Source organism: Pandoraea iniqua, from assembly GCF_902459685.1.
Taxonomy (GTDB): Bacteria; Pseudomonadota; Gammaproteobacteria; order Burkholderiales; family Burkholderiaceae; genus Pandoraea; species Pandoraea iniqua.
Genome location: NZ_CABPSF010000001.1, coordinates 1,251,066 through 1,274,404 on the forward strand (window position 1 = coordinate 1,251,066; position 23,339 = coordinate 1,274,404).

Annotated in this window: 19 protein-coding genes and 1 tRNA gene; 14 read left to right on the forward strand and 6 right to left on the reverse strand. The window is 59.6% G+C overall.

Translation table 11 applies throughout. The features are described 5' to 3' along the window. Positions 1 to 38: 38 nt before the first annotated feature. The gene (locus tag PIN31009_RS05575; protein WP_281355824.1) at positions 39 to 998 is read right to left on the reverse strand and encodes a DMT family transporter; all 960 of its coding nucleotides are present in this window, start codon (positions 996 to 998) and stop codon (positions 39 to 41) included. 303 nt (positions 999 to 1,301) lie between these two features. Between PIN31009_RS05575 and acs the strand changes: the two genes are divergently transcribed. From acs to PIN31009_RS05595, 4 genes are all read left to right on the forward strand, one after another. Further along, a complete protein-coding gene (acs, locus tag PIN31009_RS05580; protein ID WP_058377513.1) occupies positions 1,302 to 3,284 on the forward strand; it encodes an acetate--CoA ligase in 1,983 nt (660 codons plus the stop codon). A gap of 228 nt (positions 3,285 to 3,512) precedes the next feature. After that, complete coding sequence (locus PIN31009_RS05585; protein WP_150789557.1) at positions 3,513 to 3,992, forward strand: DUF4212 domain-containing protein; 480 nt, start codon at positions 3,513 to 3,515, stop codon at positions 3,990 to 3,992. Further along, a complete protein-coding gene (locus tag PIN31009_RS05590) occupies positions 3,989 to 6,007 on the forward strand; it encodes a sodium:solute symporter family protein (RefSeq protein ID WP_087689191.1) in 2,019 nt (672 codons plus the stop codon). Before PIN31009_RS05585 ends, PIN31009_RS05590 begins: the two co-directional genes overlap by 4 nt. Positions 6,008 to 6,083: 76 nt before the next feature. Next, positions 6,084 to 6,174, forward strand: a tRNA-Ser gene (locus PIN31009_RS05595). Positions 6,175 to 7,075: 901 nt separating this feature from the next. On the opposite strand, the gene PIN31009_RS05600 is transcribed toward PIN31009_RS05595, so the two are convergent. The 3 genes from PIN31009_RS05600 to PIN31009_RS05610 all read right to left on the reverse strand — a co-directional run bounded on the left by PIN31009_RS05600 (position 7,076) and on the right by PIN31009_RS05610 (position 9,990). Next, a complete protein-coding gene (locus tag PIN31009_RS05600; RefSeq protein WP_246185503.1) occupies positions 7,076 to 7,933 on the reverse strand; it encodes an RES family NAD+ phosphorylase in 858 nt (285 codons plus the stop codon). A 214-nt stretch (positions 7,934 to 8,147) separates the two neighbouring features. Further along, positions 8,148 to 9,086 carry a sce7725 family protein gene (locus PIN31009_RS05605; RefSeq protein ID WP_150789559.1) on the reverse strand — a complete coding sequence of 313 codons (939 nt, stop codon included), beginning with the start codon at positions 9,084 to 9,086 and terminating at the stop codon, positions 8,148 to 8,150. 7 nt (positions 9,087 to 9,093) lie between these two features. After that, positions 9,094 to 9,990, reverse strand: coding sequence for a sce7726 family protein (locus tag PIN31009_RS05610; RefSeq protein ID WP_246185504.1), 897 nt, complete (start codon positions 9,988 to 9,990; stop codon positions 9,094 to 9,096). Positions 9,991 to 11,198: 1,208 nt separating this feature from the next. On the opposite strand from PIN31009_RS05610, the gene PIN31009_RS05615 reads away from it, so the two are divergent. The 5 genes from PIN31009_RS05615 to PIN31009_RS05635 all read left to right on the forward strand — a co-directional run bounded on the left by PIN31009_RS05615 (position 11,199) and on the right by PIN31009_RS05635 (position 16,257). Next, a complete protein-coding gene (locus PIN31009_RS05615; RefSeq protein ID WP_087689188.1) occupies positions 11,199 to 12,275 on the forward strand; it encodes a porin in 1,077 nt (358 codons plus the stop codon). A gap of 111 nt (positions 12,276 to 12,386) precedes the next feature. Continuing rightward, positions 12,387 to 13,667 carry an MFS transporter gene (locus tag PIN31009_RS05620; protein ID WP_174996963.1) on the forward strand — a complete coding sequence of 427 codons (1,281 nt, stop codon included), beginning with the start codon at positions 12,387 to 12,389 and terminating at the stop codon, positions 13,665 to 13,667. Between the two features lie 161 nt (positions 13,668 to 13,828). Further along, positions 13,829 to 14,641 (forward strand): 2-keto-4-pentenoate hydratase, encoded by an 813-nt coding sequence (locus tag PIN31009_RS05625; RefSeq protein ID WP_246185505.1) that lies wholly within the window; start codon positions 13,829 to 13,831, stop codon positions 14,639 to 14,641. 34 nt (positions 14,642 to 14,675) lie between these two features. Then, positions 14,676 to 15,440: an alpha/beta fold hydrolase gene (locus PIN31009_RS05630; RefSeq protein ID WP_150789561.1), complete on the forward strand. Its 765-nt coding sequence runs from the start codon at positions 14,676 to 14,678 to the stop codon at positions 15,438 to 15,440. A gap of 166 nt (positions 15,441 to 15,606) precedes the next feature. Further along, on the forward strand, positions 15,607 to 16,257 hold the full coding sequence (locus tag PIN31009_RS05635; protein WP_150789562.1) for a GntR family transcriptional regulator: 651 nt from the start codon (positions 15,607 to 15,609) through the stop codon (positions 16,255 to 16,257). 26 nt (positions 16,258 to 16,283) lie between these two features. Here PIN31009_RS05635 and PIN31009_RS05640 read toward each other — a convergent pair whose 3' ends face one another. After that, positions 16,284 to 17,075, reverse strand: a complete 792-nt coding sequence (locus tag PIN31009_RS05640; RefSeq protein WP_150789563.1) for a GntR family transcriptional regulator — start codon at positions 17,073 to 17,075, stop codon at positions 16,284 to 16,286. A gap of 175 nt (positions 17,076 to 17,250) precedes the next feature. Here PIN31009_RS05640 and PIN31009_RS05645 point away from each other — a divergent pair, with 175 nt between their 5' ends. The 5 genes from PIN31009_RS05645 (at position 17,251) to PIN31009_RS05665 (ending at position 22,344) form a co-directional block, all read left to right on the forward strand. Further along, a complete protein-coding gene (locus PIN31009_RS05645) occupies positions 17,251 to 18,411 on the forward strand; it encodes a Rieske 2Fe-2S domain-containing protein (RefSeq protein ID WP_150789564.1) in 1,161 nt (386 codons plus the stop codon). A 58-nt stretch (positions 18,412 to 18,469) separates the two neighbouring features. Then, on the forward strand, positions 18,470 to 19,714 hold the full coding sequence (locus PIN31009_RS05650) for an NAD(P)/FAD-dependent oxidoreductase (protein ID WP_174996965.1): 1,245 nt from the start codon (positions 18,470 to 18,472) through the stop codon (positions 19,712 to 19,714). Between the two features lie 8 nt (positions 19,715 to 19,722). Then, complete coding sequence (locus tag PIN31009_RS05655) at positions 19,723 to 20,664, forward strand: 2-hydroxyacid dehydrogenase (protein ID WP_150789566.1); 942 nt, start codon at positions 19,723 to 19,725, stop codon at positions 20,662 to 20,664. Between the two features lie 18 nt (positions 20,665 to 20,682). Continuing rightward, positions 20,683 to 21,000 carry a non-heme iron oxygenase ferredoxin subunit gene (locus tag PIN31009_RS05660; protein ID WP_087689179.1) on the forward strand — a complete coding sequence of 106 codons (318 nt, stop codon included), beginning with the start codon at positions 20,683 to 20,685 and terminating at the stop codon, positions 20,998 to 21,000. 141 nt (positions 21,001 to 21,141) lie between these two features. Then, positions 21,142 to 22,344 (forward strand): Rieske 2Fe-2S domain-containing protein, encoded by a 1,203-nt coding sequence (locus PIN31009_RS05665; protein ID WP_246185506.1) that lies wholly within the window; start codon positions 21,142 to 21,144, stop codon positions 22,342 to 22,344. On the opposite strand, the gene PIN31009_RS05670 is transcribed toward PIN31009_RS05665, so the two are convergent. Further along, entirely contained in the window at positions 22,308 to 23,324 is a 1,017-nt protein-coding gene (locus PIN31009_RS05670) for a LysR substrate-binding domain-containing protein (protein ID WP_150789568.1), read from the reverse strand. The two genes, PIN31009_RS05665 and PIN31009_RS05670, sit on opposite strands and share 37 nt — an antisense overlap. Between the last annotated feature and the right edge of the window lie 15 nt (positions 23,325 to 23,339).

The following is a 23,339-nucleotide window of genomic DNA, read 5'->3' on the forward strand; positions in this document are numbered from 1 at the left end:
GTCGGATTCGCGAGGCGAAATCCGACACCGGCGGCATTTTACAACGTCTTGCCGGGCGAGCCGCCCTTATCCGTGGGTGCCGCGGCCAGTTTCTTGCTGGCGCCCGCACCGGGCATGGCGGCGAGCACGACACCCGAGACCGTCAGCGCCAGCGCTGCGCCTTGGGTGAACGTCAGCTGTTCGCCGAGAAACACGACCCCGTAGGCCGTGGCGGCCACCGGCACCATGGCGGTGAAAACGCCCGCCAGCTGGGCGCTCACGTGGCGAATGCCGCGCATCCAGAGGAAGAACGAGAACACGCTCGCGGCGAGCCCGTACCAGACGATGAGGGCCCAATGGCCGGGTGTGAGCACCGAGTAATCCACGGCCATCAACCCCACGATGCCGAGCGGCAGCATCATCGCCCCGCCGAGCAGATGGGTGTACGCGCAGATATCGATGGCCGAGAGTTCCGAGGCGAGGCGCTTGGAGACGATCACGTAGATCCCCTCACACACCACGGCGCCGAGCACCAGCAGATTCCCCAGCCATGCGTTGCCGGTGGAGCCGCTGCCACTGCCTGCCCCGTGAGCGTCGCCGCGAGAAAGATTCAGCAGCGCAACCCCGAGGATGGCCAGCCCGATGCTCACCAGCGTGCGCCGCGACGGGTGTTCCCGCAGCACGGCCCATGACAGCAGAGCGACACAGGCGGGCAGCGTGGCGGTGATCACCCCGGCGGCGGTGGCCGTGGTCTGACGCACGCCGTAGAGCATCAGCAGGGTGAACAGAAACGTCCCGAAGAACGTCTGCACAAAAAGGTTGCGCCATTGCGACCGGGTGACGAGCCGCATTCTCGCCGGGCGATAACGGGGGGCGAGGGCGATGACGGCGATCACGAAGCGCCAGAGGGCAAAGGCGGCCACAGGCATGACGGCGACCATGGTTTTGCCGATGCCGACATTGGTGCCGACGAAGGTCATGGCGAGGGCCAGCGCGAAACTCGGAAAGCGGGCAAACAGCCGGTCGGTCGACGATGCCGACGCGTGGGCTGAAGGCGTGGATTGGGACGAAGAGGTCGAATTCACGGGCGCTCCGGGCGAGTCCGGGGTTGGCGGGATAGGGATGATGCGGGTAGGATTGTAGCGAATACGCCACGGTCTGCTGCACCGCAGTGACGCGCTTGCGTGAGTCCCGCACGCGAGAGACGTCACGCGGGTGCACCAGTGTAAGGCGTTAGTAAGTCGCTCGTCTTAATGTGGCGTTAGCGATTTGTTTTGGCTTGATTGCAATCGTTTTTGCATATCCATAAGAGGGGACAACTCATGGCAGCAATTGAATCGGTAATGCAGGAGCAGCGCATTTTCGCGCCGCCGCAGGCGCTTGTCGCCAAAGCGAACATCTCCGGCATGCCCGCCTATGAGGCGCTGTGCGCCGAGGCCGAGAAGGATTACGAGGGATTCTGGGCGCGTCAGGCGCGCGAGAATCTGGCCTGGCACAAGCCGTTCACCAAAGTCCTCGACGAGACCAACGCCCCGTTCTACACGTGGTTCGAAGATGGTCAGCTCAATGCGTCGTACAACTGTCTCGACCGCCAGATTGAAGCCGGTCTGGGCGACAAGAACGCCATTCTCTTTGAAGCCGACGACGGCACGGTGACCCCGGTCACCTACCGCGACCTGCTGGCGCGCGTGAGCCGCTTTGCGAACGCGCTCAAGGCTCAGGGCGTGAAGAAGGGCGATCGCGTCGTGATTTACATGCCGATGTCGATCGAAGGCGTCGTGGCCATGCAGGCCTGCGCACGGATCGGCGCGACGCACTCCGTCGTGTTCGGTGGCTTTTCGGCTAAGTCGCTGAACGAGCGCGCGATCGACGCCGGCGCCGTGGCGATCATCACCGCCGACGAGCAGATGCGTGGCGGCAAGGCGCTGCCGCTCAAGGCCATCGTCGACGAGGCGCTGGCGATGGGCGGCTGCGATCACGTGAAGTCGGTGATCGTCTACCGTCGCACCGGCGGCAATGTGGCGATGCAGGCGGGCCGTGACCACGTGTTGCAAGACTTGGTCGCGACGCAATCGGATCAGTGCGAGCCGGAGTGGGTGGGCGCGGAGCATCCGCTGTTCATCCTCTACACGTCGGGCTCGACGGGTAAGCCGAAGGGTGTGCAACACAGCACCGGCGGCTATCTGCTGTGGGCGTCGCTCACGATGCAGTGGACGTTCGACATCAAGCCGGACGACGTTTTCTGGTGCACGGCGGATATCGGCTGGATTACCGGCCACACGTACATCGCTTACGGCCCGCTCGCGGTCGGTGCGACGCAGGTCGTGTTCGAAGGCGTGCCGACGTATCCGAATGCCGGGCGTTTCTGGGAGATGATCGGCCGCCACAAGGTGTCGGTGTTCTACACTGCGCCGACGGCGATTCGCTCGCTGATCAAGGCGGCCGAGCAGACGCCGGACGTGCATCCGAAGAAATACGATCTGTCGTCGCTGCGCATTCTCGGGTCGGTTGGTGAGCCGATCAATCCGGAAGCGTGGATGTGGTACTACGAAAACATTGGTGGCGGCCGTTGCCCGATCGTCGATACTTGGTGGCAGACGGAGACTGGCGGTCATGTGATCACGCCGCTGCCGGGCGCGACGCCGCTGGTGCCGGGTTCGTGCACGCTGGGGTTGCCGGGGATCGACGTGGCGATTGTCGACGAAACGGGGCAAGACGTGCCGAACGGTCAGGGCGGCATGCTTGTGATCAAGCGCGCGTGGCCGTCGATGATTCGTACGATCTGGGGCGACCCGGAGCGTTACAAGTCGAGCTACTTCCCGCCTGAGTTGGGTGGGAAGATTTATCTGGCCGGCGACGGTTCGATTCGCGATGCGAAGACCGGGTACTTCACGATCATGGGGCGTATCGACGACGTGCTGAACGTCTCGGGTCACCGCATGGGCACGATGGAGATTGAGTCGGCGCTGGTGGCGAATCCGATCGTGGCGGAAGCTGCGGTGGTCGGCCGTCCGGACGACACGACGGGCGAGGCGATTGTCGCGTTCGTGGTGCTCAAGCGTTCGCGCCCGACGGGGGACGAGGCCAAGCAACTGGCGCTCGAACTGCGCAACTGGGTGGGCAAGGAGATCGGACCGATCGCCAAGCCGAAGGACATCCGCTTCGGCGACAACCTGCCGAAGACGCGTTCGGGCAAGATCATGCGCCGTCTGTTGCGTGTGATCGCGAAGGGCGAGGAGATCACGCAGGACACCTCCACGCTTGAAAACCCGGCGATTCTCGATCAGTTGAAGCAAGCGCAGTGAGTTGGCTGCGGCAACTGTGTCGCGGAGATTGATCCGGGCACAGTGCCGCAGGCTGCGAAAGCCGAGACAACTTCCTCGAAGCAATGTCTGTGGGGTTCCGTCAGGACTTGACGGGCCACGCGAGCGCCCATGGCGCGTAGACATTGCTGCACCTCGGAACATGGCGATGATGAGTCTTCCGCTGCGTGCTGGCGGTACGTCGGTGCTGCGGAACGCCGGAGTGCGTCGATGGTGAATCCCCCGAAAACCGATGCCGGTGATCTGTCAGCAACGTCCGCACTGACGGACGGTTTGCCACGCGATTCGCATTGGCATCGAGAAGCGGCCGCGATTGCGGCGCGTCACTGGCACCGCACGTTGTGGCTGGTGGCGGCGCTGATGACGATCGGCTTCGTGGTGACGTTCGTTCCGCAATTCTGGGCGCGCGAATGGATGTCGGTGCGATTTGCCGGCTGGCCGTTGCCGTTCTACATGGGCGCGCAGGGTTCGATCCTTATCGATATCGGATTAATCGTCATCTATGCGTTGGTCCAGCGTCGTAACGACGCACGATATCGCGCTGACCTGCAAACTTTGCGCCGCGCACACACTGACAGCCTAGGGCTTGGCGATGCAGCGGTTTCCGGCATGTCCGGCGGCGCACAGGGCACTGCTTCCGCTTCTTCTCGCATGACTTCTCGCGCCGCGTCGGCGCCGACTTCCCGATGAGTTACACGCGCAGGCTGCTGCGCTACTACCTGTATTACACGGCGGGTTTCTTCGCGTTCGTGCTGATGATCGGCTTGCTTGAGCGGGTCAACGGGCCGGGCGTATGGATCGGTTACGCGTTTCTGTTCGTGACCATTGCCGTCTACGCGGTAATCGGACTGATTTCCAGAACGTCAGATGCTACGGAGTACTACGTGGCAGGACGCCGCGTGCCACCGGTGTTCAACGGCATGGCGTGCGCGGCCGACTGGATGAGTGCGGCGTCGTTCATGGGATTGGCGGGTTCGTTGTACGTCTCGGGCTACGACGGCTTGGCCTATGTCATGGGATGGACGGGTGGCTATTGTCTGGTAGCGTTTCTGCTGGCGCCGTACCTTCGCAAGATGGGGCGCTACACCGTGCCCGACTTTCTCGGCACGCGGTACGACAGCAATGTCGTGCGGGCGCTGGGGGTGTTCTCGACGATTCTGTGTTCGTTCGTGTATCTGGTGGCGCAGATTCAGGGCGTTGGGTTGATCGCGTCGCGCTTTATCGGCGTGGAATTCACCATCGGCATCTTCTTCGGGCTGGCGGGCATTCTGGTGTGCTCGTTCCTCGGCGGGATGCGCGCGGTGACGTGGACGCAGGTGGCGCAGTACATCATCATGATCACGGCGTTTCTCGTGCCGACGGCAATGATCGGACACCAGACTGGGCATGGATGGTTTCCGCAGTTCAGTTACGGGCAGGCGTTGGCAAAGGTGGAGGCGCTGGAGCGTGAGATTCAGCAGTCGATCCCCGAGCGAGAGGTGCGCGATTATTACCGGGAGCAGGGCGAGCAGATGCAGCGCCGGCTGGACGGTCTGCCGGACAGCTTCTACACCGAACGTGCGGAGCTGGAGCGCCAGTTGCTCGATACAAAGCGCCATAACGGCCCGCTGCGCGATGTGAAGGTGCTGGAAGCGAAGCTGGACGCGTTTCCGCGCGACGTGGGGGATGCACAGAACCAGTGGCTGGAGTTGCGCAATCAGTATGCGGAGCGAAGTGAGCCGCCGCACGCGATGACGGAGCCATTCCCGGCGCGCGACGAGACGACGCGCAGTTCGCAGCGATTGAATTTTCTGTTGTTGATGGTGTGCCTGATGATTGGCACGGCGAGCTTGCCGCACATTCTCACGCGCTACGGCACGACAGCGACGGTGCAGGGGGCGCGCAGCTCGGTGGGCTGGACGCTGTTCTTCGTGGCGCTGTTGTACGTGAGCGCTCCGGCGTTGGCCGTGATGCTCAAGTACGACGTGCTGCTGCATCTGGTCGGGGCCCGATACGAGAACTTACCGGGATGGGTGATGCAGTGGCGGCACGCGACGCCGGTGCAGTTAGATATTTCGGATGTTTATCGGGATGGCGTGGTGCAGTGGGGCGAAATCTGGATGCAGCCGGACATGCTCGTGCTTGCCGGGCCAGAGATCGCGGGGCTGCCGTATGTGATCTCAGGATTGGTGGCAGCGGGCGCGTTGGCGGCGGTGCTGTCGACGGCTGACGGGTTGTTGCTGACGATTGCGAATGCGTTGTCGCACGACGTGTACTTCCACATGGTGGATCGCAATGCGTCGAGCCAGAAGCGGGTGACGACGTCGAAGATTCTGTTGCTGTGCGTGGCGATGTTTGCGTCTTACGTGACGTCGCTGAAACTGGGGAATATTTTGTTTCTGGTGGGTGCTGCGTTCTCGCTGGCGGCGTCGTGCCTATTCCCGGCGTTGGTGCTAGGGGTGTTCTGGAAACGAACGACGCGGCTGGGCGCGACGGCCGGGATGGTGAGTGGGTTGCTGGTGTGCGTGTACTACATCATGACGACGTATCCGTTCTTCACGAGGCTGACCGGGTTCGCGGGCGCCCGCTGGTGGGGCGTGGATCCGATAGCGGCCGGGGCGTTCGGCGTGCCGGTCGGGTTCGCCGTGGCGATCCTGTTCAGCTTGCTGGGCGGGCGCCCGAGCGAACGGGACGAGCATCTGGTGGACCACCTGCGGCGGCCGTAAGGAATAAATTTTGAAGGGGTAGCGGCGAAAGGGGGTGGGATATTCCCGGCGACCTGCTATAATGCGCGACTCTTCAGGAGAGATGGATGAGCGGTTTAAGTCGCACGCCTGGAAAGCGTGTATAGGTTAATAGCCTATCGGGGGTTCGAATCCCCCTCTCTCCGCCACAGATAAACAAAGGGCTCCCCGTGCGGGAGCCCTTTGCATTCCTGCTGTAAAAATCCCACCTATCTTGGAGCGGCGCATTGATCCGCGACGGCCTGCGGCGAGAGATCCCCGCGACATGCCGATATCCAGCCTCGGAACTACGAAGCCGTTGCGTTGGACCTCAACTTACGGCACTCACCAACGAGCTCCGTAGCCAATTCGCCAAGCTCCCCGAACATCGCAACCAAGAATCTGTTGGGAATCTCCTTTCCGCTGTGCGTGGTGCATACCGCGAGAGCAAAGATGCGTTCGGAGAGTGTGCTGAGCTTGTCAGCCGACGTATGGGATAGGGAAATTGCGGAAGCGTGAGAAGTCATGCGGGGAACCTCGATCTAGTCAATTCTTGGACCCCGCCACCCGCTGCATTGCGCAGGGGTGGGCGGGCACTGGACTAGGTTAGCGAACCGCTGATGATTCGGATTAGGCGGCACACCCGAAGGTGTCCCAATCCAGACCCGCCCGTGGACACGAAGGCGCGGCATTGCGCACACGAAAGCCGCAAACATCGCGGCCGTGTGCCCGAAAACATCGTTCAGGTCGCTAAACCCGGTCGCGTTTGGGGCGCGACGGGAACCAGCTTAGCTATCCGAAGATGTGGGCACCACGCGTTCAGAGTCGCATTCTAGGGCACTCGTTGAAATTCAGAACATTCCGACGTCTCAATAGGGACTCTGCTTGAGGGGGGGCGTGGTCAGAGATACACATTGCCCAAAAAACGGAGCCGAGGGCTCCGTTGACGTGCAGGCAGATATGGTTTTTATTCGTATTGCTTTACAAGCAAGTCGCTGCCAATAAATCCCAAGAGATATTGGGGGCATGACAATGGTCGATGCGATTCAATCACTTAATTACGTAAGCGTGCTATGCCGTTCCAGCAGGAGTCTCAATTCTCGTGCTCGGCGGGGTTGTGCAGCAGATATCAACCGATACACGGGTCACGTCGAATCGACGAACACCACCCGCAGTCGCTTTTCCAGGGTCGAATAGAGCGAGATTGATTCCACTGCTTACCGAGCTACTGTACGCAACACCGTCAAAGCCACTTTTCTTGATGAATTCGCAAAGGTATTGACTGGGGATGTAGTCAATTGCGGCGCTTCTCGGAAGTACTGGGCGTGTTAATTCCTGTCCTAGACGTTCGAGAAAAGGTATGTCTGCGCGAAGTTGCGCCACAACGGCAGTGTCACTCCAAATGAATGGGGAGACGAAAGAGCGAGGATTTCGCAAATCAGCTATTTTGAGTGAATCCGAAATCACAAAGTCGGCGACGAATGCGACTTCACCTGTGTGCGGGCGAATCTCTGCAACGGCAGTTTCGGGTTTCGATCCCAAGTACAGGTATGGTATTCCTGCCGGGTTGGCACGACCGTGAGATGCCAGATGTTTGGGCGGTGCTCCCATCTCGTTTGCGGTGTAGCCGACATCCCCGCTTGCTATTCTTGCTCTGAACCATTCGGTTGGAATCTCGTCGGCGATGAGCTGATCTAGTAACTCAGACAACCGTTCAAAATCCAATGCTTCGTCAAGAAAATATCGATTCGTATGGCGCAGCTCGTCTCTCAGCGTCTCCCACCGAATCAGCCCTTCACTCTTAAAGGATCCCGACGGCGAGAAACCCTTTCGGACAATGTCACCGTCGTCGAGGATTTCCGCGAGAAGCGCCTTGGCGTTGGGAATTGCCATGCTCGGATGAGAGAACAAGTCCCAATCGTCCTTCATCCACTCCACTAGTGATTTCCCGTTCGGATCTGGTTCATAGACCCTCACGAGCATCTCGAAATAGTCGGCTAGAACGTGCGGCCCTACTACATCGACGTCGGTGGAGCCGCAATAATTACAGTTACCTCTTGTGGGACTCATCGATGGGATGAGGCTCTTTCGAAGTGCCCGATCCCCGAAGCATGATGCGCAACATTTTGCTTGCATATGCACTTTATCGACCTAAGAATTCGGATAGCGTTTCGATGTGATGCTTCATCGCAAGCTTCTTCACGTAGCCGAGTCCCGGAAAGTGACCTCGGGCGTGAAGTTCTCTAAATTCTCTAATTGCGCCGGTTTCCGTCAGATGTGACGTGCCTGAGTCCAACATATCGATGAGCCGGGCAAGTGCTTGTCCGAACTTCCCCGCAGGGTCAGTAGGTGTGGAATTGCTTTCTGATATGAAGTGGTACACATACATAACATCGTCCTTGTCGGGATCGATGAATGTTAGATGAATTGCGACCGTGTATGCGGGGCCACCCGACTCGCTGTAGTCGTCGCCGACGATCAAAAAGTCACCGAACCCATCCATGCCATCACTCTTAAACGTGACATGGAGATCAGAGAATTCTTCTATGGGAGGATGGTCGGCATTGCGCTTTCGCTTTTCAAATCCGTCACCGACAACGACGCGATTGCTTTCGGCAAAGTGTCTCGCATAGAGCCTTCCGCAGTACTCATTCAGGAATACGTGTCTGTTCGAGTCGGGGACCGTCTTCAACGCTTGCGCAAGTGACCGACCATCGACAAAACCCGCATGAATGAACGTCGGATTGTGGGCACGATGTCCGTTGAAGTAGCTCACAGCATCGTCAATCGACATTTTCGCGGTAAGCAAGATCCCCGCCGAGATATTCCTTGTGGCGGAAATCTCGTTCAAGAATTCTGAAATTTCATTGCCGTCTTCCGCGTAGTCACCGCAATCTGGGTTGACGATAACAATTGCGTTCCCGTCGGCCTCACAGACCGCTTCTAGGGCTCGTCGCAGCCCACTTAATCCATGGCGCACGGGTTCAATGATTGGGACAAAATTTGACCGAGCCATCAAGCCAGCCGTTTCACGAATAGTTAATAGTTCGAATTGTTTTCCACGGAAAAACGGGTGGTACATATTGTCATTATGCCCAAGTCAATGCTTCGTGAAGAGGCGTGCGTACGGCTTCGACCAGTCGCTCATGGTCCACACGTCGGACTTGAATCGAGAGTGCTGCTGGCTGCAAAGATTTCGGTAGCTGCTCTACCAAGGAGTTCAGCGTCGACAAATTGCGAGTTTTTCGAAGCGTTTTGACCATTTGATCGTGAACCTCGCTCGGGGCGAGATTCTTGAACAGGTCGCGCAATGACGACCACAGCATTGTATTAGGAATATTAGGAATTTGGACCCCAAGATTTTGGAGTACCGTCTTAGCTTCCGCTATCCTAAGCGATTCAAATATGGTGGTTGGGCATACTAGGTCGGGTCGATCAATTGCTTCGCGTACAGTTCGAATCCGGTCCCATCGGACAAGACTCAAAACGCCTACGTCATTTGGTGTGCTTTCTATTACGTCATCTACGTGGGCCTCACCCGCGATGACGTAGACCTTGGCGAACACCTTTCGGTAGTTTTCGATTTGATTTGCCAGACGGCTAAGCGAATCCCGTTCGGATTTGATCTCGTACACGGTCCCTGTGCCATTGAGAATGGCAAGATCGGCCTTGCATGCCCCCGCTCGAAACTCGGTCAGCAGACTCGCGGTGTTTAGGGAATGTTTGCCGAGGAGAATGTTGTGAGTTAGGGCTGATCGGTAAACATACTCGTCTCGCCCGCCAGCCTTGCGCAGATTTGCGAAGGCCGCGTCAAACGTGCTCGCAACTGTGGGCTTGCTCGACAGCTTGAGTGAGAGGCCTGACTCGACGACCAACCTCGCGAAGAGGGGGGAGCGGCCTTTTCGTGCCATCTCGCGGAACACGCTCGATGAGAATATCCGAGAGAGTGCCGAAAGCTGCTTCGCGTCTGGTGTCATGGTTCCCATTGATCTGATCGTGATTTTCTACTGCGACCCAATGCGTGATCGGTCTGGGTGTTCGCTATATCTTGTTGATTCTATATCATTCTTCCGGTGGCGTACCCTTCGGGACCAGGGCCGCAGCACCTGTTCATGGGGTGCTCCGAGCATTTCGGTGTCGGGGTTTGGCCGATGTGCCCCGCTACACTTGGCTGAGCGGTTTCTACCATTCAATGCGACTGTTCTGGATAAACGATTGTAGGGTTCCCGTGAGGGTTGAAACTCGCGCAATAGAATGCTTTCTATTGGTTTTTCCACTTTCTTCAAAGGGAAACGTAGGATTCGTTGGGGGGGGGCTCTAACGCCTTGAACGGTGTGATGCCCGTTTCGGAGGAGTACTTCGCGGCCGCCGATTTTGACGGACCCCAAAGCTTGCTCCCCTCGACATCGACTAAGAACTATCTGCCAAGGACAACGAGGTCGCCAGCATTCAATGCATGACGATTTTGGTCAACGATCCGCTCAGAACATTGATCGAACGAAATAGCCGTATCCGCGTCGCCAGTTCTGATTGGACGGCGATATCGAGAGACCATTAAGTCATCGGTGTGGTGCAGCCGCTCCTATCGTCCTGTTGGCGATCAACAGGGTTGTGTTCTCCTTGCTACCAATAAATCTCCGCATTAAAAATCTACAACTTACTCGCGGCCCCTCTGGTTGAAAGTAATAAAGGTACTCCCCGAAAGCGGCGCCAGCTGGGGCTCTCTTGGATCCCCGACGCCCTTAAATGGCCTGTCAGTGGTTTGAATCCTCCTGCGATGCAGGGCCCTTTACTCTTGATGGGCAGGGTCAGCCGAATGGGCGCAAGTCAGATACCCCCGCGCATCCCCGACTCACACGCTCGTGCTTCTTGGCTTCATATTCCCCCCCAACCTGCGACGCGCCCCAAAGCCACTTCACCCAATAGTCCAACAGCGCCCCCATCCCCCCGCATGAATGATTTCTCATCGTGCATACACGTCGTTTTTTTCGATTGTGCGTAAAAAAATGGCTGCCTACCTTCTCCCTGCCGGTTCGTAATCAAAAAACACCGCTCGAATTCGTCACCGCGGCTGGCGCTCACGCGTCGCCAGCACTTGCCGTACGCGGCCAGACGATCAAGCGCACTCGAATAACCGGTCGGACCGTTAGTCAATCCGGTCCGGGGGGCAGAGCTATATGGATGGGAGATCCAGATGAAGAAAATCGCAGTCGGCCTGATCGCATTTTTCCTGATATCCAGCACGGCGCTGGCGCAGTCGAACGTGACGATTTATGGCGCAATTGATGAAGCGGTCGTGTACTCGAACAATGCCGGTGGTGGGAGCGTGGTGCAAATGCTCGACAGCTATCACTGGAATACGGTGTTTGGCTTCCGGGGGACGGAGGATTTGGGCGGCGGGCTGAAGGTCGTCTTCGACTTGGCGAGCTATTTCAATCTGTCCAACGGCAAGCAGTTCCGATCGGATACGTTCTTCAGTCGCAGCGCATGGGTGGGGTTGTCCAAGGCGGAATATGGCACGCTGACCTTCGGGCACCACAACGATTTTTCCGTGCTCTTATTAGGCAATTCACCGGGATTCAATTCAACGTTCTCCCAAACCCCCGCGAATGCCGACCACATGGCGGGTGGTTATGTGAACAACTCCGCCTCCTATCGATCACCGACATTCGGCGGTTTCACCCTATTTGCGCTCTATGCACTCCCGGGTGGGACGTCAGACACCTACAACCGGGGCCGCGCAATGAGCTTCGCCCTGTCTTATGCAGACGAGCGATTCAAGGCGGCGGCTGTCGGCACCAAGATCAACGGTGTGAACTTCACGCCCACGCTGGCCGGCATGAAATCGTTTCTCGGCCAGACCGTTACCCCGTATCGCTCCTTTGCTGTCGATTCTCAAAACATCTACGGGGCCAGTGCCTCCTACAAGTTCGCCGAGAAGTGGACCGCAGGGTTGAGCTATACCGACGTGGCGTTTGCCGGGTTTGGCAAATATGAATCGATCCGCAGTGGCACGGTAGACGTCATTTACGACTTCCAGCCCGATCTCAAGATCACGCTCGGATATGGACGCAGCGCCTTGGGTTCGGGGCGGCTCTCCAACTACAGCCTTTTCGTCGACAAATTCCTGTCGAAGCGGACCGACATTTACGTGGGTACGAGCTTCGTGACGTCCTCCGGCGCGACCCAATCGGCCGTCTTGTTCCCTCTGGCACCGTCGACGACCAGCCGTCAATTTGCCGTGGCCACGGGGATACGCACCTTCTTCTGACGACCAGTAGCGCAATTAAAAAATCGAGAGGAATGCGCATTCGCTCGGGCGCGCTTTCTTCCGTCGAATTCTGAGCAAGTGCAGTAAATCAAGATGATTTGGAGGGGTTTGATGAAACAAGGAAATATCACTTCAGCCGCGACGATGCCGGCAGAAGGCACACGCACCAATCAACCGTGGCTCATGGTCGCTTACGCGACGATCGGCGCGAGCGTGTGCAGCACGGCGATCATTCTGATGACGGTGGGCGTATTCATTCGGGCGCTCGGGGCCGCACAAGGTTGGGATCGTGCACAGATCTCTGGCGCGCTGTCCATCTGCGCGCTGAGTTTGGCGGTTGCAACACCGGTCGTCGGCGCGCTGATCGACCGGTTTCATCTTCGAACCGTGCTGGTGACGTCGTTGCTTACCTATGGCGCGACGGTTCTGGCCGTTCCGCTGATGGTGAAGACGTGGGGAATCACCGGATTCTTTCTGGCGTTTTTCCTGATTGGCGTCTTTGGCGCAGGGTCGAACACCATCGTCTACTTGCGAGTGATCTCCGGGTGGTTCGACCGATCGCGCGGTCTTGCGCTGGGCATCAGCATGGCCGGCGTTGCACTCGGCGGGGCTATTGCCGCTCCCATTGCTGCCGCGATGATCCAGCGGTTTGGCTGGGAAGCAGGGTACTACTTCTTGGGCGCAGTGCCGATCGTGATTGGCGTGCCACTTGGTCTGTTTCTACTCAGGGAAGCGCCGACGCAGAACGGCGTCAGCGGGCGTGCTGCCGGGGCACTCGGGGCAGCGGGACGCACGCTCTCACAAGCGTTCGCCAGTCGCGCCTTCTGGCTGGTCGGCGTTGCGGCATTTCTCATGGCCGTGGCCATCAATGGAGCGCAAATCCATTTGGTCCCCATGTTGCTAGACCGGGGTGTCGCGCTCTCGTCGGCAGCGTTCGCGACGACCGTATTGGCGGTTGCTGCGCTCATCGGACGCGTCGCGGCGGGCTATCTGTTCGATCGAATCTTTGCGCCTCGCGCCGCCATTGGCATTTTCGCGTTGTCGTGCGTCGGCTGCGCAGGCCTCCTGCTCACGAACGCCCCGGCATCCGTGTATCTGTGCGCGGCACTCCTTGGCTTTGGTGCGGGTGCTGAATCCGATTTGCTGGGGTATTTGATCAGCCGGTATTTCGGGTTGGATCACTTTGGCAAGATCTTCGGCTGGGTGTTTGCCTCGTTTATGGCGGGATCAGCCGTCGGTCCGGTCGTGTTCGGGATGGGATTCGACGCATCGGGAAGTTACGCCATGCCGCTGTATCTGGCGTGCGCGGCCCTGCTAATCGTCTGCGCGTTGTGCGCCATGATGCCGCGATATCAACCCGCGCAAGAGGCGCAACTGGAAAGTGTTGCCTAGTCGGCGTATGCACTCCTCCTCGCTAAGGCACTCGCACCGGGATGCATTACAAAACGTGGGGCAAGGGCTGCAAACAAAGCGTGTATAGCGCGTTGACACACTGCATACAGTGCACAAAAATCTTCGCTCCAATTGAGGCGACGTCGCAAACGACAGTCTCAATGCTTCGCACGCGTTTCGAGGAAATGATGAAAGAAGTCGAACTAGAGGAACTGATCGCGTCGAGACTGCGCGACGCATACACCAGCGGCCCTATTGCCCCATTTGCCTCGTGCGTGGGCGGCGATATCGACGCCGCCTATCGCATCCAGCACCGCAACACTGACCACGCGGTGCAAGTGGACGGTCGCCGAATCGTAGGCCGCAAGATCGGCCTCACGTCGACGGCTGTCCAGAAGCAGCTTGGCGTGGACCAGCCCGACTATGGCGTTCTGTTCGACGACATGGCGGTTGTCAATGCCGGCCTCGTCAATATGTCGAGCCTCTTGCAGCCCAAGATCGAAGCAGAGATTGCGTTTGGCTTTCGCGTGGACATCGACGACCCGTCACTCGAAATGTCGGACCTGTTCGAGCGAATTGAATGGGTGGCCCCGGCGTTAGAAATTGTAGATAGCCGCATCGCGGACTGGAAAATCGGGATTGTGGAGACGATTGCGGATAACGCGTCGTCTGGCCGCTTCGTGATCGGCCGGAAGCTGCCATTCACGCCTGACATCGACTTGGTGAATTGCCAAATGCGCATGCAGGAAAACCGGCAGGTGGCATCGACAGGAAGCGGGGCAGCATGTCTGGGGAATCCGCTGAACGCCGCGCTTTGGCTGGCCAAGAAACTGATCGAGGTGGGGCATCCGATCAAAGCGGGCGAGTTGGTGCTCAGTGGCGCACTCGGCCCCATGGTGAACGTCAAGCACCACAGCACCTATCACGCGGACATAGAAGGGGTCGGTGAGGTCTCGGTTCGGTTCGGCGACTAACGTCGGAAATTGATTTGGAAGTCGGGAGAGAAATTTGCCATACCTAGATCATCATGAAAGTCGGCTGTATTACGAGGTACACGGCAGCGGTTCACCGGTAGTGCTACTGCATGGCGTAGGCGGAAATCACGCGAGCTGGTTCTATCAGGTTGCCGCGTGGCGAGCGGATTTCAAGGTCATTCTTGTCGATGCCCGAGGCTTCGGAAAATCCACCGACGCCGAGCTCGCCGGACGCGCCGAGTTCACAAACGATCTCGTCGCGGTTCTGGACTCGCTCGATTTGCAGCGCGTCTCGTTCGTCGCGCAGTCGATGGGCGCTGGCACGGCAATCGATTTCGCGTGTCGCTATCCTGACCGCGTTGCGTCCTTACTGATTTCCGATTCTTTGGTCGGCATCACCTTGCCTGAATCCATCGCAGTGGAAATGGCAAAGGTGCAGAGCGCGACGCGCGACCTGTCGCAGGCTGAACGCGTACTGGGACGCACGCACCTCGCCAATTCGCCAGCCATGACGCAGTTGTATCTGCAAATTGCCGGATTCAATCGCTACACCTTCAAAACACTCGTAGGCGTCCAGCCGTCTTACTCACCCGAGCAGATCGCAGCGACGGGCGTACGTATCGGCTTTGTCGTCGGCGAGGAAGACGTCCTGTTCCCACCGAAGATCGTCGCAGACGTGTGCAGGCACTTTGACGGCGCGGAATTGATGACGATTGCCGGTGCGGGTCACTCGGCCTATTTCGAAGCACCGGACCAGTTCAACGCGCGCGTCGCCAATTGGCTTCAATTCCAAGAATAGAAAGCAAACGAACTGCGGCATGCAAAGAGCGCTCGCGAGATTGACCTACGTCCACGTTGCCGGGGGGCAACGTTCTGTGACTGCGGTCAATCTCGCGACGCACCCGTGAGGCCAACGGCACTTTCGCTCACATTTGAGCGCCATTGATTGAAGGGTTCCGGCGGCTATGGCAGTTTCTCAGGAAGTCGGGCAGCGATTGCGCGACAGGATTTACGACGCGATCCGAGATCTCGTCGAACGCGGCAAGCTGCAACCCGGTCAACGGTTGACAGAAACGCATCTCGCCGCGCGGTTTGGCGTTTCCAGAACGCCCGTGCGTGAGGCGTTGTTTCAGTTGGCGCGCGAGGGGCTGCTGGAGCCATTGGAGCGCGGTTACGGGTTCAGCGAAATGCCGATGCCGGCGTTACTGGCCCGATTGGACGTCAAGTCGATTCTCGACCCTGTGGTCGTCGTCAACGTTGTTGAATCTGCATCCAGCAAAGAGATTGCGCAAGTTTCCACGCTCGCGGACGAGGCGCGACGCCTGCTCCTCTGCGAACCCTCGTCATTCGTTTCCGCGAGTGCGGTTCACGGACTCCAGAAACATCTCGCCACCGTTTGCACGAACCAAGTACTAGCACGCTGCTTCAGTGCCGCAGAGGATGATTTTCTTGCCGCCCGCCCACTGCTGCTGCGAACCGAAAGAAACCGCTTGATGACGGCGGATTATCTGGAAGCCTTGGTTCAACATCTGACCACTCGGGACGCGGCGTTAGCCGAGGCGCAAACGCGCACCCATATCGCCAGCCTTGCGGACTCGTGCCGCATGCAACTCTGAGAGGGCAACGCAGGGGGGAGGGCGCGCTACGAACGCTTCGGCAACGCGGTCCTCGCGCTGCGCTTTCGAGCCGCGCGTTCAGCGGGCTTCGCCAGTGTCGTTATCAGCATCTCAACGTACTCTTTCGCGATCTTCCCCGCGCCTTTCACGTCGCGCGAACGAATGGCGGCGAGCAACAACCCATCGCGATGCACTGAAATAGCGCGATTCCCTTCGTCTTTGTAATGTTCGTTGCGCACCAGCAGGAACTGGTCTTCCAGCACCGCACAAACGCGCGTCAGCGCCGTGTTGTGGCTCATTTCGAGGAGGACGGTGCGAAACTCGTGTGCCGCCGAGACAAACGCCGAATACTTCGACGACGCCTCGGCCTTCTTCATCTTTTCATAAGCACCAGCGAGCACTTCGATCTGCTCATCGGACCCGTACTTTGCCGCGTGTTCAGCGAGCGGCGGATCGAGCAGGAGCCGGACCTCCATGCGCTGAAGGAAATCGCGTGGCGTATCCGTCATCAGCGAATACCCGCGATCGGTGCGCACCACAAGGCCTTCACGCGCCAGTTGGAAGAGTGCCTCGCGAATCGGCGTGCGCGAGACCCCATACCGCTCGGCCAATTCCAACTCAACGAGCCGCGACCCGGCCGGAATGGCGCCCCCGTGCAGATCCTCCCGGAGCAACTGGTAAACCTGATCGCGTAACCGATCGCTCTGTACGACTCTGCGGGTGGCGCTCATGACGTTGAAGTTTTGGTTGGTTAGCCGCGATTCTACGACGAAACGAGTGAGATTTCGGTAGGAAACGCGGGATTCCGTGACATCCACTCAACACATTCGCAAGGCTCATGCATGAGTGAATTTCAAATCGTTTGTTGCGCGTAGAACGGCGCCCTAGGATGGCAATCACGTCGAGTTGCGGCGTTTAAGCCGTCCGCACGCAACCGTGATTCCAGTCGTCATTGCATACAGTACGCAAACAAATAAATTGGAGACGCCCCCAATGAGTGAACAGGCACATTTCGTAGACGAGAGTTTGTTGAACAAAGTCCCGCGCTGGCGCAATTACCTTGCGGCCAAGCTGGGTTTCCGGAACCACTGGTATCCGGTGAAGCTGTCCAGCGACGTCCTCGAAGGGAAGGTATCGCAGGCGACGGTATGTGGCGAGGAGATCCTGCTGAAGCGCGTGGACGGGGAAGTGAAGGCGATCCGCGACCGGTGCCTGCACCGCGGCGTGAAGTTCTCCGAGAAGGTGGAGTGCTATACGCCCGACACCATCACGTGCTGGTATCACGGCTTCACCTACAAGTGGAACGACGGCAAGCTGTGCGACATTCTGGCCTCGCCGGACAGCAAGGCCATCGGCCGGCGCAGCGTGAAGAGCTATCCGGTGCAGGAAGCCAAGGGCCTGATCTTCGTGTTTGTGGGCGACGAAGGGTTTGAAGCACCTCCGCTCGCGGAAGATGTGCCGCCGACGTTCCTTGACGACGATTTGCAACTGCACTGCGCGATCTATGACGTCGAGTCGAACTGGCGCGTCGGCTGCGAAAACGGCTTCGACGGCTTGCACGTCTACATTCACCGCGCCTCGGAACTCGTGCCGGACACCCAGCGATCGTTGCCCATCGGGCACCTGGCGAAGTCGGGCGACGTGCTGGTGCACGAGGACGACGGAGCACCGAAAGGCGTCTACGACGCATTTGCCAACCATACGAGCATTTGGGAAGGCAAGGTCGATGGTCAGGTGGTCGTCACCGGCACCAAGCGCGTGTCGGAGAAGCCGACCCGAACCACGGCCGCGTCGCTCTGGATGCCGTGCGGGCTGCGCGTCGACGACTTCCCGGATCAGGACATCACGCAGTTCGAGTTCTACGTACCCGTGACGGAAACGAAGCACCTCTACGTGATGCTCGTCGGCAAACGCGTTTCGACGGAAGAAGAAAGCGCGCACTTCAATCACGAGTTCTGGAATCGCTGGAAGCCCATCGGCTTCGAGAATTTCAACGCGCAGGATATTCAGGCGCGACTCGCACTGCAAACCTTCTACAAGCGCGATTCGGCGTGGCTCGACGAGATGCTGATCGAAGGCGACTCGCCGCTCATCAAGTGGCGCGAGCTGTGTCATCGCCATGCGCGCGGCATTCAGAAGCCGGAGCACATGTGAGCGGTCAACGCTCAATGGCGTGAGGTGAGCAATGAAAAACACACATGAGAATGAGCCGATGGTGATCATCGGCGCGGGCATCGCAGCCGTCTATGCCGCCGAAAGCGCGCGAAAGGCGGGCTTTGACGGCCGAATCATCATCTGCGGCGACGAGCGCGAAGCGCCTTACGACCGTCCTCCGCTTTCCAAGAAGGTGCTTCAGGAGGCGGAAGAGGCGGCCCACATTTCGCTGCGGGACAACGCGTTCTACGACGCGCACGACATCGATCTGCGCTTAGGCAACGCGGCGCAGCGTATCGACCGGGAGGCGCGTCAGGTCGAGTTCTCCGACGGCACGTCGCTTGGATACGGGACGCTGGTGCTGGCAACCGGTTCGTCGCTGCGCACGCTTGCGCTGCTTCATCCGGGCATGCCGCACGTGTTTTACCTGCGCCGTATTTCCGACGCTATCGCGCTGCGAGAAGCGCTGCCGACGATCCGCAATCTCGTGGTGGTGGGCGCAGGCGTCATCGGCCTAGAAGTGGCTTCCGTGGCCAACGGCATGGGAATCGATGTGACGGTACTGGAAGCAGGGGACCGTCCGATGGCACGAGCGACTTGCGCCGAGGTTTGCGAGTTCGTCGTGAAGCAGCACGAACAACGAGGCGTTCGCATTCGCACCGGCGTATCCATCCGCGAGGTCACCGACCGCTCGTCCGGCTATCAGCTCGCACTCTCTGACGGCGAATCGCTCGACGCCGATGCAGTGGTGGTCGGCATCGGCGTGGTGCCGAACGTCGACCTTGCCGAAGCCGCTGGCCTCGAGACGTGTGCGTTAGGGATCTGCGTCGACGGGCATGGGCGAACGTCCGACGCGCACATCTACGCCGCCGGGGAAGTCGCGTTTCACTTCAACGCGCGGGTAGGGCGGGCGGAGCGTCAGGAGAACTGGCATCACGCCGTCGCCCACGGGGAGCATGTCGGGCGGGCCATCGTATGCAGTGGGCCTGACTACGAGGAAATCAGCGGCTACTGGTCAGATCAGTACGACTTCAGCCTCCAGTCCTTCGGGGTTCCCATCGGCGAGCAGAACGTCGTGCGCGGCAGTACCGACATCGGGGCGTTCGTCGTCTTCCACTTGCAGGCGGGCGTGGTCGTCGGCGTCAGCGCCGTGGGCGTGCCTCGCGAAATGCGGGCGGGCAAAGCGCTCGTGAGGTCGGCTGCCAAGGTCCCCGTTTCCGTGCTCCGGGATGCCAGCGTCGACTTGGCAAAGTGGCGGGAAGCGCGGCCCTCCGACGCCGAGTCCGCGTCTGAGTCCGCATAGGAGGCCGCATGCGAATCCTGTTTGCAATGACGGACAAGGACACAGGGCCATGGATCGATGCGCTGCGAAGCGCCATGCCGGGAGCCGTCGTGCGGGAGTGGAACGTCGCCGACGTGGCCCCTGCCGATTACGCGCTGGTCTGGAAGTCCGATCCTGAAGTCCTGCGCCATCGCCCTGAACTAAAAGCCATCTTCAACGTGGGGGCGGGCGTCGACTGGATTTTCAGCGCCGTCGCGAAAGACCCGGCGGTGGTGACAGGCGATGTGCCCATCTATCGGATTGAAGACGCTGGCATGGCATCGCAGATGGTCGAGTACGGCACGTACGCGACGTTGCGAAGCTTCCGACGTTTCGATGCGTATGAGCGGCAGCAGCGCGACGGTGTCTGGCAGCCGCTCGCCGTACCTGCGGCGGGGGAGTTCATCGTCGGCGTGCTCGGTTTGGGCAGCCTCGGTGCCGCCGTCGCCAGCCGGCTGGCGTCGTTTGACTTCGATGTCCGAGGCTACAGCCGGTCGCCGAAACGAGTGGACGGGGTGCAGTGCTTCAGCGGCGAAAGCGAATGGGCGTCGTTCGTGGACGGCGCGCATGTCCTGATCAATCTCCTGCCCAATACGCCGGAGACCCGTGGGGTGTTGAACGCCCAGACATTTCTGCGACTGGCTCAAGGCGCGCATGTTGTGAACTTAGCGCGCGGCGAGCATCTGGTCGAAAAGGATCTGTTGCAGGCCATCGAACAGGGACAACTCTCCGGCGCAACGCTCGACGTATTCATGCACGAGCCGCTCCCGACAAACCATCCGTTTTGGACGGAACCCCGCATCTGCATCACGCCACATATCTCGGCGCAAACGCGGCTGGGGGAAAGCGTCGAACAGCTCGTGCGCAAGATTGGCGAGATCGAACACGGCCGCACGCCCACCGGTCGGGTGGATGTATTTCGCGGCTATTGAACGGAAAAGACAAGTCTTATGGAAAAGAAGGTTTTCTTGTGTCGCAAGGCGGATGTGCCGAGCGAGAGCGTGATTCAGGTCTGCCCGAAAGAGGTCGAGGACGGGCTCGCGGTGTATCACGTCGAAGGGAAGTTCTACGCGACGGAGGATCTCTGCACGCATGGCATGGTCGCGTTGTCGGGTGGCGATCTGCAAGGCACCACCATTTTTTGCCCGCTCCATGGCGGGGCATTCGATATCTGCTCGGGCGACGCGCTCGAGAAGCCGTGCACCGTGCCACTCAAAACCTACCGCGTCATTGAAGAAGGCGACGCGCTGTTCGGGCTCATCGACTGACCTTGCCCATTGCCCCTTGCTGCGCGTCAGGCGGCAAGCATCGGTTCAATTTCTGAGGGAAAACTTATGTTCAGTAAGGAAGACAACGAGCGACTGTGTCGAGTAGGCCCCGACACGCCGATGGGCAAGACATTCCGAAGCATGTGGATGCCATTCCTGATGCCAGAAGAACTGCCCGGGCCGGATTGTCCGCCCATTCGTGTTCGTCTGCTGGGGGAGGACCTCGTCGCGTTTCGCGATACCAACGGCAAGATCGGCCTGCTCGATCGCTATTGCCCGCATCGTCGTGTGGACCTCTTCTTCGGGCGCAACGAGGAGTGTGGTCTGCGCTGCGTGTATCACGGCTGGAAGTTCGATGTGTCCGGCACGATCGTCGACATGCCGGCGGAGCCGGAGAACACGCGCATGAAGGCCGATACGCGGATCAAGAGCTATCCGGTTATCGAGTGGGGCGGCGTCATCTGGGCGTATATGGGTGACCCCGCACACATGCCGGAACGGCCTCCCGAACTCGAATGGGGACTGGTGCCGCCCGATTTTCGGTTCATCACCAAGCGCTTGCAGCGCACGAATTACGCGCAAGGTGTGGAAGGGGGCATCGACTCCAGCCACGTCGGCATTCTCCACAGCCACCTCGACGCGGAACATCCCGAACGGCCGTTTCGCCAGCGGCAGGTGTCGCCCAACTTGGCGATTCCTTATCTGGCATCGGACACCGCGCCGAAGTTCTTTGTCCGCCCGACCGACTACGGCATGGCCATCGGCGCGCGGCGCAACGCGAGCGATACGTCGTACTACTGGCGTGTAACGCAGTTTCTCGCGCCGTTCTACACGATGATCGCGCCGATCAAAGAAGGGCGCGCGTATATGGGGCACGCGTGGACGCCTATCGACGACGAGAATTGCTGGGTGTTCACCATGACGTGGAATAGCGATCGCCCGCTGAGTCAGGAGGAACTGGACCACGGTGCCGTGCATTCGGATGTGATGAACGACGGCACGTATCGCCCCTTGGTGACGGCGGAAACCGACTACGGAATCGACCGCCTGCGTCAGCGCCTGCACAGCTCGACGGGCATCGAGGGCATCGGTATGCAGGACACCGCCGTGCAGGAAAGCATGGGCGCGATCGTTGATCGCTCGCGCGAGAATCTGGGTTCAGGCGACGCGGCTATCGTCGGATTCCGCAAGGCATTGCTGAAGTTGGCGACGCAGTGGGAAGCAGGCGGCGTGCTCGACGTAGCACACCACCCCGAGTGGTACCGCGTTCGATCCACGGCCGCCATTCTCGAACACGGCGTCGATTTTCAGGCGGGCACCTCGGCCGCCACGACCGTGTCCTGATCCCTCTCGTCCACCTCTCCCAACTCGTTCATCTGGCAACGCAAGCGACTGGCTTCCTGTGCAAGCCAGTCGCGCAGCACTCGCACGGCGCCATCTTCCTGCGCGCCTTCGCGCATCAACAAGTGATACGCCCCCGCGCTGGACACCTCGCCCAGCGGCGGCACCACCAGCTCGTCGCGTCCCTCGTAGTTCTCGAGCACGGCCTTCGGCACCAGTGCCACGCCCTTGCCGTCCTTCACCGCCTGTAGCGTGATGATGAAGTGCCCGAAATCGAGCGGATTGGCGTCATCGGGGACACGCAGTCCCTGCAGGGCCAACCAGTCCGGCCACGCGTGCCGGCGGCTCGCCGTATTGATCAGACGGTACTGAAGCAGGTCGGCAGGTTCGTTGATGGGGCCGACGGCGTCCATGAGATGGGCGGATACCACGGGCACCAGAATGTCCGGGAACAGCGGCTCGACATAGACGTCCTTCCAGTTCTCCGTCATATCCAGATCGATGCGAGGCGCGCGCCGGTCGTAGCGCTGCCCGGGGACCTTGCCAACGCGGATGGCCACATCCACCTTCTCACTGTGCAGATTCACCGGGTCGATCGACGAGATCAGCCGGACTTCGATATCCCGGTGCGCTTCGGTGAATTGCGCGAGCCTTGGCATCAGCCAGCAGGTGGCGAGCGTCGGCAGCACATCGAGCGTGACGATGCGATGGGGGTCTCGCACGGCACGATGGGTCGCCATCGAGATGATGTCGAGCGCCTGTCGAATCGATCGGAAGTACTCCACCCCGGCGGGTGTCATCTCGATCTTTCGCGTCAGCCGGACAAACAGCTTTTGCCCGAGAAAACTCTCGAGAAGCCGAATCTGCCGGGAGATAGCCCCCTGCGTCAGATGAAGCTCTTCTCCGGCTTTGGTGAAGGACAGGTGCCGTGTCGACGCTTCAAAGGCGCGCAGGGCCAACAGGGGGGGAAGGCGATAGCTCATATGACGTACCAAGTT

Bases quoted from the DNA above. Each gene is read 5' to 3' on its own strand.
- acs (WP_058377513.1), top strand. From the start codon at position 1,302: ATGGCAGCAATTGAATCGGTAATGCAGGAGCAGCGCATTTTCGCGCCG.
- PIN31009_RS05585 (WP_150789557.1), top strand. From the start codon at position 3,513: ATGGTGAATCCCCCGAAAACCGATGCCGGTGATCTGTCAGCAACGTCC.
- PIN31009_RS05590 (WP_087689191.1), top strand. From the start codon at position 3,989: ATGAGTTACACGCGCAGGCTGCTGCGCTACTACCTGTATTACACGGCG.
- PIN31009_RS05600 (WP_246185503.1), bottom strand. From the start codon at position 7,933: ATGAAGGACGATTGGGACTTGTTCTCTCATCCGAGCATGGCAATTCCC.
- PIN31009_RS05605 (WP_150789559.1), bottom strand. From the start codon at position 9,086: ATGTACCACCCGTTTTTCCGTGGAAAACAATTCGAACTATTAACTATT.
- PIN31009_RS05610 (WP_246185504.1), bottom strand. From the start codon at position 9,990: ATGGGAACCATGACACCAGACGCGAAGCAGCTTTCGGCACTCTCTCGG.
- PIN31009_RS05615 (WP_087689188.1), top strand. From the start codon at position 11,199: ATGAAGAAAATCGCAGTCGGCCTGATCGCATTTTTCCTGATATCCAGC.
- PIN31009_RS05620 (WP_174996963.1), top strand. From the start codon at position 12,387: ATGAAACAAGGAAATATCACTTCAGCCGCGACGATGCCGGCAGAAGGC.
- PIN31009_RS05625 (WP_246185505.1), top strand. From the start codon at position 13,829: ATGCTTCGCACGCGTTTCGAGGAAATGATGAAAGAAGTCGAACTAGAG.
- PIN31009_RS05635 (WP_150789562.1), top strand. From the start codon at position 15,607: ATGGCAGTTTCTCAGGAAGTCGGGCAGCGATTGCGCGACAGGATTTAC.
- PIN31009_RS05645 (WP_150789564.1), top strand. From the start codon at position 17,251: ATGAGTGAACAGGCACATTTCGTAGACGAGAGTTTGTTGAACAAAGTC.
- PIN31009_RS05650 (WP_174996965.1), top strand. From the start codon at position 18,470: ATGGTGATCATCGGCGCGGGCATCGCAGCCGTCTATGCCGCCGAAAGC.
- PIN31009_RS05655 (WP_150789566.1), top strand. From the start codon at position 19,723: ATGCGAATCCTGTTTGCAATGACGGACAAGGACACAGGGCCATGGATC.
- PIN31009_RS05660 (WP_087689179.1), top strand. From the start codon at position 20,683: ATGGAAAAGAAGGTTTTCTTGTGTCGCAAGGCGGATGTGCCGAGCGAG.
- PIN31009_RS05665 (WP_246185506.1), top strand. From the start codon at position 21,142: ATGTGGATGCCATTCCTGATGCCAGAAGAACTGCCCGGGCCGGATTGT.
- PIN31009_RS05670 (WP_150789568.1), bottom strand. From the start codon at position 23,324: ATGAGCTATCGCCTTCCCCCCCTGTTGGCCCTGCGCGCCTTTGAAGCG.